General features: G+C 61.5%; 15 protein-coding genes and 2 pseudogenes. 16 read left to right on the forward strand and 1 reads right to left on the reverse strand.

Features of this window, described 5'->3' with window-relative positions:
• The first annotated feature begins 1 nt into the window (after window position 1).
• The 16 genes and pseudogenes from urtD to ACST81_RS08530 all read left to right on the forward strand — a co-directional run.
• Window positions 2-754, forward strand: a complete 753-nt coding sequence (urtD, locus tag ACST81_RS08455; protein WP_438752484.1) for an urea ABC transporter ATP-binding protein UrtD — start codon at window positions 2-4, stop codon at window positions 752-754.
• Window positions 755-968: 214 nt separating this feature from the next.
• A complete protein-coding gene (gene urtE, locus ACST81_RS08460) occupies window positions 969-1,664 on the forward strand; it encodes an urea ABC transporter ATP-binding subunit UrtE (protein ID WP_438752485.1) in 696 nt (231 codons plus the stop codon).
• 11 nt (window positions 1,665-1,675) lie between these two features.
• Window positions 1,676-2,506, forward strand: coding sequence for an urease accessory protein UreD (locus ACST81_RS08465; RefSeq protein ID WP_438752486.1), 831 nt, complete (start codon window positions 1,676-1,678; stop codon window positions 2,504-2,506).
• A 46-nt stretch (window positions 2,507-2,552) separates the two neighbouring features.
• The gene (locus ACST81_RS08470; protein ID WP_438752487.1) at window positions 2,553-2,774 is read left to right on the forward strand and encodes a hypothetical protein; all 222 of its coding nucleotides are present in this window, start codon (window positions 2,553-2,555) and stop codon (window positions 2,772-2,774) included.
• Window positions 2,775-2,776: 2 nt separating this feature from the next.
• Window positions 2,777-3,079, forward strand: coding sequence for an urease subunit gamma (locus ACST81_RS08475; protein WP_438752489.1), 303 nt, complete (start codon window positions 2,777-2,779; stop codon window positions 3,077-3,079).
• Between the two features lie 10 nt (window positions 3,080-3,089).
• On the forward strand, window positions 3,090-3,344 hold the full coding sequence (locus ACST81_RS08480) for a DUF1272 domain-containing protein (protein WP_438752490.1): 255 nt from the start codon (window positions 3,090-3,092) through the stop codon (window positions 3,342-3,344).
• A 16-nt stretch (window positions 3,345-3,360) separates the two neighbouring features.
• The gene (locus ACST81_RS08485) at window positions 3,361-3,666 is read left to right on the forward strand and encodes an urease subunit beta (protein WP_438752491.1); all 306 of its coding nucleotides are present in this window, start codon (window positions 3,361-3,363) and stop codon (window positions 3,664-3,666) included.
• Complete coding sequence (locus ACST81_RS08490; RefSeq protein WP_438752492.1) at window positions 3,663-4,091, forward strand: lysozyme inhibitor LprI family protein; 429 nt, start codon at window positions 3,663-3,665, stop codon at window positions 4,089-4,091. The genes ACST81_RS08485 and ACST81_RS08490 overlap by 4 nt, the downstream gene beginning before the upstream one ends.
• Window positions 4,092-4,098: 7 nt before the next feature.
• A complete protein-coding gene (locus ACST81_RS08495; RefSeq protein ID WP_438752493.1) occupies window positions 4,099-4,764 on the forward strand; it encodes a Urease operon accessory protein in 666 nt (221 codons plus the stop codon).
• Window positions 4,765-4,773: 9 nt separating this feature from the next.
• Window positions 4,774-5,037, forward strand: coding sequence for an AbrB/MazE/SpoVT family DNA-binding domain-containing protein (locus tag ACST81_RS08500; protein WP_438752494.1), 264 nt, complete (start codon window positions 4,774-4,776; stop codon window positions 5,035-5,037).
• Complete coding sequence (locus ACST81_RS08505) at window positions 5,024-5,425, forward strand: PIN domain-containing protein (protein WP_438752495.1); 402 nt, start codon at window positions 5,024-5,026, stop codon at window positions 5,423-5,425. The genes ACST81_RS08500 and ACST81_RS08505 overlap by 14 nt, the downstream gene beginning before the upstream one ends.
• Before the next feature lie 9 nt (window positions 5,426-5,434).
• A complete protein-coding gene (gene ureC / locus ACST81_RS08510; protein WP_438752496.1) occupies window positions 5,435-7,147 on the forward strand; it encodes an urease subunit alpha in 1,713 nt (570 codons plus the stop codon).
• Window positions 7,148-7,174: 27 nt separating this feature from the next.
• Window positions 7,175-7,855: a TIGR02117 family protein gene (locus tag ACST81_RS08515; protein ID WP_438752497.1), complete on the forward strand. Its 681-nt coding sequence runs from the start codon at window positions 7,175-7,177 to the stop codon at window positions 7,853-7,855.
• A 294-nt stretch (window positions 7,856-8,149) separates the two neighbouring features.
• Window positions 8,150-8,356 (forward strand): annotated as a pseudogene (locus tag ACST81_RS08520) (urease accessory protein UreE); the annotation flags it as partial.
• Window positions 8,349-9,020 (forward strand): urease accessory protein UreF, encoded by a 672-nt coding sequence (locus tag ACST81_RS08525; protein WP_438752498.1) that lies wholly within the window; start codon window positions 8,349-8,351, stop codon window positions 9,018-9,020. The pseudogene ACST81_RS08520 and the gene ACST81_RS08525, both read left to right, overlap by 8 nt.
• A 68-nt stretch (window positions 9,021-9,088) precedes the next feature.
• Window positions 9,089-9,385: pseudogene (locus ACST81_RS08530) on the forward strand (GTP-binding protein); the annotation flags it as partial.
• A gap of 99 nt (window positions 9,386-9,484) precedes the next feature.
• Here the strand turns inward: ACST81_RS08530 and ACST81_RS08535 are convergent.
• Complete coding sequence (locus ACST81_RS08535; RefSeq protein ID WP_438752499.1) at window positions 9,485-12,787, reverse strand: efflux RND transporter permease subunit; 3,303 nt, start codon at window positions 12,785-12,787, stop codon at window positions 9,485-9,487.
• Window positions 12,788-12,797 lie beyond the last annotated feature (10 nt).

Here is a 12,797-nt window from a genome sequence, read left to right on the forward strand (position 1 = left end):
GATGGATGAAAAACCCTCCAAGAGCCTGCTGTATCTCGACGGCGTCTCCGTGTCCTTCGATGGTTTCAAGGCACTGAACTCGCTGTCATTCGTGGTCGATCCCGGTGAATTGCGGGCGATCATCGGCCCGAACGGCGCCGGCAAGACGACGATGATGGACATCATCACCGGCAAGACAAGACCCGATACCGGCCAGGTCTTCTTCAACGGCGATATCGATCTCACCAAGCGGGACGAAGCCGAAATCGCCCAGCTCGGCATCGGCCGCAAGTTCCAGAAGCCGACGGTGTTCGAAAGCCACACGGTCTGGGACAATATCGAACTTGCACTGAACCGGAACCGTGGCGTGTTCTCGACATTGTTTTACCGCCTGACGCCCGCCGACAAGGCCCGCATCGAGGAAATCCTCGAAACCGTCCGCATGACAGCGCGCAAGGACGATCTCGCCGCCAACCTGTCCCATGGGCAGAAGCAGTGGCTGGAGATCGGCATGCTCTTGGCGCAGGAGCCCAAGCTGCTTCTGGTGGACGAGCCGGTCGCCGGCATGACCGATGCCGAAACCGCCGAAACCGCCATCCTGCTCAAGGAAATCGCCAGGACCCGCTCCGTCGTCGTGGTCGAGCACGACATGGGCTTCATCCGCGATCTCGGCGTCAAGGTGACGTGCCTGGCCGAAGGTTCGGTGCTTGCTGAGGGTTCGATTGATTTCGTCAGCAACGATCCGAAGGTGATCGAGAATTATCTGGGACGGTGAGGGCGATGCATTTCCATGTTTCGATGTTTCAATTTCAGAGTTCGTGGGAGGAAACACCCCTCCCGCTCGCGCTGCTCGCCGCCCTCCCCACAGGTGGGAGGGCTGACCCGCGTCAACCGTCCGTGCCCCTTTCGTCTCTGCAGAGTGTCGGGGGTGAGCCCCTCCCCCTTGTGGGGAGGGGTTGGGGAGGGGATATTTCCGAAAGAGGTGCCTCATGCTGACGGTCGATAACATCAATCTGCACTACGGCGCCGCCCAGGCGCTGCGGGGCGTCTCCATCACCGCGCCGATGGGCAAGATTACCTGCGTGCTTGGCCGCAACGGTGTCGGCAAGACCAGCCTGCTCCGGGCGATCACCGGACAGCATGGGCCGAGCGCCGGGACCATCACCTTCAATGATACGGTGCTGAACGGTATGGCGCCCTATCACCGCGCCAAACATGGCATCGGCTTCGTGCCGCAGGGACGCGAGATTTTCCCGCTGCTGACGGTCAAGGAAAATCTCGAATCCGGCTATGCGCCGGTGCCGCGTAGGGACCGCTTCATTCCCGACGACATTTTCAGCCTGTTCCCCATTCTCCAGACCATGCTGGGGCGGCGCGGCGGCGACTTGTCCGGCGGTCAGCAACAGCAACTCGCGATCGGACGGGCGCTGGTGACGCGACCGAAAATTCTGGTTTTGGACGAGCCGACCGAGGGCATCCAGCCATCGATCATCAAGGATATCGGCCGGGCGATCCAGTATCTGCGCGATTCCACCGGGATGGCAATTCTGCTTGTGGAACAGTATCTTGACTTCTGCCGCGAGCTTGCCGACCATGTCTACATCATGGATCGGGGCGAAATCGTGCATCAGGGGCCGGCGGAAACGCTGGACACGCCGGAAGCACGTCGCCACCTGACGGTTTGACGGCGAAGTGTATGGCAGAGGCAGCGGCAATCCTCCCACAACGGGCCTGGGGCAAGGGACGTCTGGTGGCAAAGCCATTCGGCGGGCGAACCCGGCTTGCCGAATTCTACCAGGAAGGCTGTGCCAAGATCCGCCTGCCGGATACATTCGATGCGACGATGGAAGCGGTGCTGATCAACAGTTCCGGCGGTCTGACCGGTGGTGACCATATGGAATGGTCGTTCTCGGCGGGCGAGGGCACTCACCTGACGCTGACGACACAGGCCTGCGAGAAGATTTACAAGGCGAGCGCCGGAACGGCTGCCGTCTCCGCCCGGATCTCTGTCGAGGCGGGTGCGACCGTGCACTGGCTGCCGCAGGAAACGATCCTGTTCGACCATGCCTCGCTGTCGCGACGGCTGGATGTCGATATTGCGGAGGGCGGCGAGTTCCTGGCGGTCGAGGCGATCCTGCTTGGCCGCAAGGCGATGGGCGAGGCGATGCGGACGGGGCTGTTCCGGGATTGCTGGCGCATCCACAGAAACGGCATTCTCCTGCATGCGGAGAATCTGAGGATCGACGGTGACATTGCCGGGTTGACGGGGCAAGTCGCGGTGCTCGGCGGGCAGGTGGCCTTTGCCACGGTGTTCTACACCGGCAATGATTGCGAACAGCAGTTGACGGCCCTGCGTGGCCTGACAGATGGCCATGTCGCCGGTGTCAGTCATTATCAGGCGGCAGGGCAGGACAAGCTGGTTGCGCGCCTCGTGGCCACCGATGGTTTTTCCTTGAGAAAAATCCTGCTCCCGATCATTTCGCACTTGCGCAAGGGCGCCTCTGTGCCGAAAGTCTGGAACCTTTAGGTCGGAGCCGTGTCGCTCGAAATACTGAAACAAGGAGGGGTGGGGCGTGCTGAATATCATCGATTACATAGCGACCTGGGATCTCAATGGTGGACCGGGTGGCGTGCCGCCATTCGGGAGAATTGATCTCCAACTCAGCGGCCATCCCGGCGTAGTCAGGACTCCGATATTGGATGCGGCGACCTTCACCGCAATCATGACGATGCTCTCCAGCGGGTCTCCCCTGAAATACGATGTCAGCAACGCGCAAATCATCGCAGGACCATAAGCATGAACCTCTCCCCCCGGGAAAAAGACAAACTGTTGATCTCCATGGCGGCCATGGTGGCCCGCCGCCGGCTGGAACGCGGCGTCAAGCTCAACTATCCCGAGGCGATCGCGCTGATCAGCGATTTCGTCGTCGAGGGTGCGCGCGACGGTCGCTCCGTTCCAGACCTGATGGAGGCGGGCGCCCATGTCATCACCCGTGCGCAGGTGATGGAGGGCATTGCGGAAATGATCCACGATATCCAGGTCGAGGCGACGTTTCCGGATGGCACCAAGCTCGTCACCGTCCATGAGCCCATTCGCTGAGGAGCGTGCCATGCTGCAACTGAGACCCAATTGCGAATGCTGCGACAAGGATCTGCCGCCCGGCAGCCGTGAGGCGATGATCTGCAGCTTCGAATGCACCTTCTGCACCACATGCGTGTCCGAGGTGCTGGACGGCCAGTGCCCCAATTGCGCCGGTGAACTGGTGCGCCGCCCGGTTCGCCCGGCCGCCAAATTGCGAAAGTTCCCGGCTTCCACCGAGCGTGTCCTGCAGCCGGATGGTTGCTCCCCGACAAAAGCGGCCTGATGAGGAGGACACGATCATGATCCCCGGTGAAATCATTGCCGCCGATGGCGAGATAGAGCTGAATGCCGGTCTGGAAACCGTATCGCTCGACGTCTCCAACACCGGCGACCGGCCGGTGCAGGTCGGCAGCCACTATCACTTTGCCGAAACCAATGCCGGCCTGTCCTTCGATCGCGCGCTGGCCCATGGCAAGCGGCTGGATATTCCAGCCGGCACCGCCGTGCGCTTCGAGCCCGGCCAGACGCGGAGCGTCACCCTGGTTCCCTTCGGCGGCAAGCGCGAGGTCTATGGTTTCCGCCAGAAGGTCATGGGCAAGCTATGATCCGGGCGCTGATTATCGCCGATCTGGTCCTCGGCGGCCTTGCGTTGGCGCCTGCGGCCTTCGCGCAGGAAGAAGAGATCGACTGCGGCAATGCCATGACGCAAGCCGAGATGAATATCTGCGCCAACAGGGACTATGAGGCAGCCGACAAGGAACTGAACGCCGTCTACAGGACGACCATGGCCAGAATGCGCAAGACCGATGCCGAGCTCGGCGAGATCGAGCCGAATTATGTCGGAGCGGTCGATGCCTTGAAGAAGGCGCAGCGCGCCTGGATCGACTATCGCGATGGCCAGTGCGTGCTTGCCGGCTTCGAGGCGCGCGGCGGCTCGATGGAGCCCATGCTGGTCTCGGGATGTCTGGCGGATCTGACGAGAAAGCGGACGGCGGAATTGAAGGACCTGACGGAAGGCCTTGGAAACTGAGGATTGCATGACGGCAAGCCGGACCATCATGATCGTCGGGAACGGGCAGGTCGATCCGGGCGTTGCCCCGGTCGTCGATGCGGCCGATCTGGTGATCCGCTTCAACGATTGCCGTTCCTGCGGCGCCGGTGGGCAGAAGACCGATATCGTCGCCGTCTGCAATACCGGGCGTCCGGCGATGGCGATGCTGGGCGGTGGCGGCTGGAAGACGAATGCGGCCGTGCGGCAGGCGCGCGAGATCTGGTGCGTCCGGTCGTCGGAAGCTTTTACGGCATTGCGGCCGAAGCTGGCCGTCAGCCACCCGGATCTCGACGATCTCTGCGACGACTATACGGACGGGTTTCGCACCTTCACCAGGGCGACCGGCCGGGCGTTCCATGTGATCCCGCCCGCCACGCATGCCGCCGTCGATGCCGATCTCGCCCGCTTTGGGGCAGGAGACTACGTGGTGCCGAGCAGCGGCTTGGTCGCAATCGCGGAAGTGCTTGCCCATTGGCGGCGGCCGAGCGACCGGGTCGTTCTCGCCGGTTTCGGCCATGCCGGTTGGGAGTGGCATCCGTTCGCGGCCGAGCGGCGCTATGTCGATGACTTGATTTCAAAGGGGCGGCTCGCGCGCCTCGATCCCTCCATTGATTATTCTCAAAATATTCCTTACATTTTTCGGGAAAAGTAAGGATGGAAAATGATGGAATCTGCGAAAATAACTTCGAAAAACCAGATCACGCTTCCGGCTCGTGTTCGCAAAACGCTTGGCATAGGGGTGGGCGACAAAGTGGATTTCGTTGCGACAGCCAACGGCACCTTCGAACTTCGCTCACGCAAGGAAACACTGGCGGACTTGCGGGGCGTGATCAAACCCGATCAGCGGATATCGAGCAGGGATATCGAGCGCTGGATAAAGGAAGCGCGCTCGGCCGGGGGAGAAGTCACGGATGATCGGAGTTGATACCAATGTCCTGCTGCGCTGGCTGATCGATACGGAGATTGTGGATGACGCACCAGATCAAACACGCCTTGTCGAAGACTTGATCCTCAAGGGCGAAGAACAGTTTTTCGTCAATCATATCGTAATCGCGGAAACGATATGGGTGCTGCGAAATAAAGTGGGTCAGAAGAAGAAGGCGATACGGGACGTCGTCGAGCGGATTTTACATTCGGCCAATGTGGTCGTCCTGGATTCCGATACCGTCAGCGGTGCCCTGAATATATTTTTAAATTATCCCGGTGACTTCTCGGACCACCTTATCGGAGAGGTCAACCGGCAGAACGGATGCCGAACGACATTGACCTTCGACAAAGCAGCATCGAAATCGCCCAATTTTTCTGAACTTTAGAGGTAGACCATGTCCTACAAGATGTCGCGTGCGGCCTATGCCAACATGTTCGGCCCCACCACCGGCGATAAGGTGCGGCTGGCCGATACCGAACTGTTCATCGAGGTCGAGAAGGACTTCACCACCTATGGCGACGAGGTGAAGTTCGGCGGCGGCAAGGTCATTCGCGACGGCATGGGCCAGAGCCAGGTGACCCGCGCCGCCGGTGCCGTCGATACGGTCATCACCAACGCGCTGATCGTCGATCATTGGGGCATCGTCAAGGCGGACATCGGCCTGAAGGACGGCCGCATCGTCGCGATCGGCAAGGCCGGCAATCCGGATACGCAGCCGGGCGTCGATATCATCGTCGGTCCAGGCACGGAGGCGATCGCTGCCGAAGGCAAGATCGTCACCGCCGGAGGCATGGACAGCCATATCCACTTCATCTGCCCGCAGCAGATCGAGGAAGCGCTGATGAGCGGGCTCACCACCATGCTTGGCGGCGGCACCGGTCCTGCCCACGGCACGCTCGCCACCACCTGCACGCCCGGACCCTGGCACATCGCCCGGATGATCGAGGCGGCCGATGCCTTCCCGATGAACCTTGCCTTTGCCGGCAAGGGCAATGCCTCACTGCCGGGCGCGCTCGTCGAAATGGTCATGGGCGGCGCCACCTCGCTCAAGCTGCACGAGGACTGGGGCACGACGCCGGCCGCGATCGATTGCTGCCTGTCTGTTGCCGACGAATACGACGTGCAGGTGATGATCCACACCGACACGCTGAATGAAAGCGGCTTCGTCGAGGATTCGATCGGCGCGCTGAAGGGCCGGACCATCCATGCGTTCCATACGGAGGGTGCCGGCGGCGGGCATGCGCCCGATATTATCAAGATCTGCGGCCAGTCGAACGTCATTCCGTCATCGACCAACCCGACCCGGCCTTACACGATCAATACGCTGGCCGAACATCTCGACATGCTGATGGTCTGCCATCACCTGTCGCCGTCGATCCCGGAAGACATCGCCTTTGCCGAAAGCCGGATCCGCAAGGAAACCATCGCGGCGGAAGACATTCTCCACGATATCGGCGCCTTTTCGATCATTTCCTCCGACAGCCAGGCCATGGGTCGCGTCGGCGAAGTGGCGATCCGCACATGGCAGACGGCCGACAAGATGAAACGCCAGCGCGGTCGGCTGGCGCAGGAGACCGGCGAAAACGACAATGTCCGCGTCAAGCGCTACATCGCCAAGTACACGATCAACCCGGCGATCGCCCATGGCCTCAGCCACCAGATCGGTTCGGTCGAAATCGGCAAGCGCGCCGACCTCGTCATGTGGAACCCTGCCTTCTTCGGCGTGAAGCCCGACATGGTCATTCTCGGCGGCACCATCGCAGCCGCCCCGATGGGCGACCCTAATGCCTCGATCCCGACGCCGCAGCCGGTGCATTACCGGCCGATGTTCGGCGCTTTCGGCAAGTCGCGCACCAATTCCTCCGTCACCTTCGTCAGTCAGGCCTCGCTCGATGCCGGGATCAAGGGCCGCCTCGGCGTCGCCAAGGAACTGGTCGCGGTGAAAAACACCCGTGGTGGCATCGGCAAGCATTCGATGATCCACAACAGCCTGACGCCGCATATCGAGGTCGATCCGGAAACCTACGAAGTCCGCGCCGATGGCGAGCTGCTCACCTGCGAACCGGCAACCGTCTTGCCGATGGCGCAGCGCTATTTCATGTTCTAGGTCTTTGATGGCGAAGGAAGCCTGTTGATGTCCTGGAGACGGCCCGTTCGCTGGCTGCTGACACTCCTGGCGGTGACGATACTTCTCGCCGTCGCCGGCACATTCGTGCCTCGCCCACTCTGGCCGGTCGCCAAGGCGGATGACGTGGCCGGACTCAGACACCGGATTCTCGTCTTCTCCAACCCCATCCACACGGACATCGCCATCGCGCTCGATACCGAGACCCGCAGCCGGTTTTCGTTTCTGGAAGATAACGGCATGCCGCTTGGCCATCCGAATGCGCGCTGGATCGTGTTCGGCTGGGGTGGACGCGCCTTCTATATCGAGACGCCGACCTGGGCGGACTTGAAGCTGATGCCGGTGTTCAAGGGGCTGACGATGGATCGCTCGGTCATGCATGTCGATGTTGCCGGGGAAATTGTCGAACCTTCGGACACGGTTACTGCCTTCGAGATCGGTGACGCGGAATACGAAAAGCTGCTTGCCTATATCGAGGCAAGCTTCACGCCGAAGGACGGGATGATCGCGGCCATCCCCGATACGGCCTATGGGCCGAACGACCGCTTCTTCGAGGCCAATGGCTGGTTCAGCGCCGTGGTCGGCTGCAACACCTGGACGGCGAAAGGCTTGCGCGAGGCGGGTCTGCGCACCGGCTGGTGGAACCCACTTCCTCGTTCGCTGACGACGTCGCTGGCGCTTTACAATTGACGTTTCCGGGCGGAGGTCGCGATTGGTTGTGGACGTGCCGATGGCGTGAGACAAAGCCCCGTGCCTGCGTGGTTTGATCTGGCGCCGGGGTTTTTTATTGTTACAGTACGGAGGAGAAACCCTCGGAGGTTCAATGATTTACGCTGTGGCGGGCGCCCGAGCGCACGCCGAAAGCATAAGGCCGCCTGAATGCCGTATCGCTCGACACAGGTCCTGTCGCCGGGACCAGCCGACAAGACAATCCTGCACATGATCGCGCTTGCGCATGACCAGCGGCATCTGCGCCGCAAGCTGCTGCATCTCGGCAATCGCCATCTCGCGGCCGAAATCCACCAGGATCGCATCGTCATCCAGCGCGATGCGGTGATCCGGGTGATGCTTGAAGGACTGGGTGCGACCATTGCTGAGGTCATCGAACCCTTCCAGCCAATGCCCGGCGCTTATCACGGGTCGGGCAGGCCCTCCCACGGGCACGGCGGCCATCGTCACGCCCATGACTGAACGGGCGGATACGCAGGGCTTGCTCAGGTTGGTGACATGGCTGTCGCCAGCCTTTCCGATCGGCGCTTTCTCCTATTCCGGCGGGCTTGAGCAGGCCGTGCACGATGGCCTGGTGACGGATGCGGCCGGGCTCTCGGATTGGCTGCAGGCACTCGTCGGTCATGGCTCAAGTTGGAACGATGCGGTGCTGCTGGCAGAGAGCTATCGGGCCTATGAAGACGCAGTGAGGCTGGAGCAGGTGAGAGAACTCGCCGAGGCGCTGGCCGGGTCGCGCGAGCGTCACCAGGAAACGACGCTGCAGGGAGGCGCGTTCCTGACCGCCGCCGCCCATTGGCCGCATCCGGTGCTTGAAATGCTGACCGGCGCGGTCGCTTATCCCGTCGCCGTCGGCGCGGTTGCCGGGGCGCATCGGACCGGACTGGAGCCGGCTTTGGCCGCCTATGTGCATGCAACGGCCTCGAACCTCGTTTCTGTCGCCATCCGTTGCGGCGTGATGGGGCAGACGCAGGGCGTCGCCGTGCTGGTCGGGTTGGAACCGGTCATCGCCGAAACCGCGGCGAGAGCTGCTGAAAGTACGCTTGACGATCTTGGCTCTGCGACGATCACCTCGGATATTGCGGCGCTGCGTCACGAGACATTGCATTCACGGCTCTTTCGCTCCTGAGGATATGAGCCCGATTTTGAGAAAGGACTGTCGCCAGGAAATCTGGCAACGGCCCCCCCCGCGTCGGGATCGGCGGCCCCGTCGGCTCGGGCAAGACGGCGCTCACCGAAAACTCTGCAAGGCCATGCGCGAAAACTATTCCGTCGCGTCGTTACAAACGACATCTATACGAAGGAGGATGCCGAGCGCTGGTGCGCATGCTGGCGCTGCCGTCGGACCGGATCGTCGGCGTCGAGACCGGCGGATGCCCGTACACGGGCCGATATCACCATCTATGTGATCTCGGTCTGCCAAGGCGAGGAAATCCCGCGCAGGGCGGGCCGGCGATCACGCGCTCCGACCTTCTCGTCATTAACAAGAAGGATCGTCGAGTTCCTGACCGTCGAAGGCGGTTTCTGAGTTTATCCGTTTCAACGAAAAGCCCGGCGGATCGCTCCGCCGGGCCTTTCATGTCTTGCGAAGGATCACTCGGCGGCGAGCGCCGGGTGATTGATGACATTGCCGCTGCGCTTGGGGCCTTCCAGCTTGTCGAGGCGCTCCTGCAACTCGCCGATCGTCTTGCCCTGGTCGGTGACGATCTCGGTCAAAGCTTCGTTCTCCAGCACTTCCAGTTCCTCGTCCTTCCTGCCGACGATGCGGCCGAAAGCCCAGCCGAGCAGGCGCGACAGGTCGTCCATGATCAGGAAGAACGACGGCACGACGAGGAGAGAAAGCACGGTGGAGACAATGATGCCGCCGATCACCGCGATCGCCATCGGCGCGCGGAACGAGCCGCCTTCGCCGACACCGAGCGCGGACGGGATCATGCCCGCCGACATGGCGATCGAGGTCATGATGATCGGCTGGGCGCGCTTGCGTCCGGCCTCGACCATGGCCTGCACCCGCTCCATGCCGTGGCGCTTCATCTCGACGGCGAAGTCGACCAGCAGGATCGCGTTCTTGGTCACGATACCCATCAGCATCAGCACCCCGATCATGACCGGCATCGAGAATGCATTGCGCGTCAGGATCAACGCCACCGCGACGCCGCCAATGGCGAGCGGCAGCGAGAACAGGATGGTGAAGGGCTGGATCACATCCTTGAAGAGCAGGATGAGAACCACCAGAACCATCAGCAGGCCGAGCAACATGGCATTGCCGAAGCTCTGCATCATCTCGCCCTGGATCTTGGCATCACCGCTTTCGGCAAGGCGAACGGTCGGCGGCAGCTTCGTTTCCTCAACGATTCGCTTGAATTCCGCCGTAGACGTGTCGAGTGCCGTGCCCTGGGGCACGTCCGAACCGATCGAAGCGACGCGGTTGCGGGCGTTGCGCAGGATCGAACTCGGGCCTTCCGAGTAAGTGATATCCGTGACGCTATCGAGCGGCACCGTGCCACCCGAGGCCGTCTTGACCTTGAGCGCACCGATGGCCCGAAGGTCGCGGCGAACGTCGAGCGAGGTCTGGACCCGGATCGGGATCAGCCGGTTGTCGAGCGAGATCTTGGTCAGCGCGGCATCGACATCACCGGTCGTTGCCACACGGATGGTTTGCGAAATCTGCTGCGGCGTGATGCCGAGGCGGGCGATTTCGTCCTTGCGCGGCCGTATCTGCAGTTCCGGCCGGGGCAGGGCGCCTTCCGAGCTGACATTGGACAGGATTGACGACGCACGCAGCTTGCCTTCCAGCAGGGCGACGGCCGAGTTGAGGTCCTCTTCGTTGGACGACAGGAAGTTGAAGGTCAACTCACGCTCGCCACGATCGTTCAGCTTGGTGATGCGCACGTCCGGGATACCCCGCAACTGAGCGAAAATATCCTTCTCGACATCCCATTGCGGACGGGTACGCCCATCCATCTTCATCTTCGGCACATATTCGCCGACGATTGGAAGGCCGCCGAGACCCTTGTTGACCAAGGTCTTCACAAGGGAATGATCGATCGTCCCAAGAATGATGCGAACGGTTGCCCGGCGCAGTTCGAGGTCGCCCTTGGGCGACGCACCGCCGAGAATGAAGACGCTTTCGACACCATCGACATCGCGCACAGCGTTGTAGATTTTTTCGGTCGTTTCATCCGTTTCCGCAAGCGTCGCGTTCGGAGGCAGTTCCACGGAGAGAACGACGCGCGAGCTGTCATCCGGCGGCATGAAGCTTCCGGGCACCTGCGACATCAGGAACAGCGAGCCAGCCAGGAACGCGAAAGCAGCCAGCATGGTCGCGTAGCGCATATACCAGCGCCGGGTCGTGGTGGTGACCAGCCAGGTATAGCCCTTCATCAGGCGGCCATCATTGTCATGATGATCGTCGACTCCATCTTCCGGCTTCATCAGGTAGGCCGCCATCATCGGGGTGATGAGACGCGCGACCATCAGCGAGAAGAAGACCGAGAAAGCGACCGTCAGACCGAACTGGATGAAGTATTGGCCGGCAATGCCCGGCATGAACGAGACCGGCACAAAGACCGCAATGATCGTGAAGCTGGTGGCGATGACCGCAAGCCCGATTTCATCGGCGGCATCGAGCGAGGCCCTGTAGGGCGTCTTGCCCATCTTGATGTGCCGGGCGATGTTCTCGATCTCGACGATCGCGTCATCGACCAGGATACCGGTCGCCAGCGTCAGTGCCAGGAAGCTGACCAGATTGAGCGAGAAGCCCATCAGGTCCATGATCCAGAAAGTCGGAATCGCGGAGAGCGGAAGGGCGACGGCGGCAATGAACGTGGCACGCCAGTTACGCAGGAAGAGCAGAACCACGAAGACGGCGAGGATCGAGCCTTCCATCAGCGTATGGAGTGCTGCTTCGTAGTTGCCATAGGTGAAGTAGACGGCGTCGTCGACCATCGCGATATTGACGTGCGGATGGGCGGCGCGAACCTTTTCAAGGCTTGCCGCGACGGTTTCGGCGACCGAAACTTCGGAAGCGCCCTTCGAGCGGAAAACGGCGAAGGTAACCGAGGCATCGCCATTGAAGCGCGAGAAGGACTTCTGCTCCTCATAGGTATCGGTGACGGTGCCGAGATCCGACAGCTTCACGAATCGGCCGTTCGGCAGGGCGATGGTGGTATTGGCAAGTTGCGCCACGTTGCGGGCATCGCCCAGTGTGCGGATCGTCTGCTCGTTGCCGCCGATCTGGCCGCGACCGGAGCCGAGATCGACATTGGTGCTGCGCAACTGGTTGTTGACGTCGGGCGCGGTGATGCCGAAGGAATCGAGCTTGCTCGGGTCCAGTTCCACCTTGATTTCCCGGTCAGAGCCGCCGTAACGGTCGATGCGGCCGACACCGATCTGGCCCTGCAATGCGCGCTTGATCGTGTCGTCGACGAACCAGGACAGTTCTTCGAGCGTCATGTCGGGTGAGGTGACCGAGAAGGTCTGGATTGCCTGGCCTTCGACGTCGATCTTGGTGACGACGGGTTCCTCGACATCGGCCGGCAAGTCGCTGCGGATGCGGTCGATCGCATCCTTGGTGTCCTGAACGGCTTCTTCCGTCGGCTTTTCGATGCGGAAAATGACCGAGGTCACCGACTGGCCGTCGGTGACCGTCGACTGGATTTCGTCGACGCCGGCGATGGAGGCCACCGCGTCCTCGACCTCCTTCGTCACCTGCATTTCCAGTTCGGATGGCGAAGCGCCGTTCTGCGTCACCGTGATCGCGACCACCGGAACGTCGATGTTCGGAAACTTTGTGATCGGCAAGGCGTAGAAGGATTGAATCCCCAGAAACAGCAGAAGCGCGAAACCGAGAATCGGTGCGATGGGGTTTCGGATGGCCCAGGCGGAAAAATTCATCGCTATGACC

It is taken from the genome of Pararhizobium sp. O133, from assembly GCF_051669845.1.
In the GTDB taxonomy this organism is placed as follows: Bacteria; Pseudomonadota; Alphaproteobacteria; order Rhizobiales; family Rhizobiaceae; genus Pararhizobium.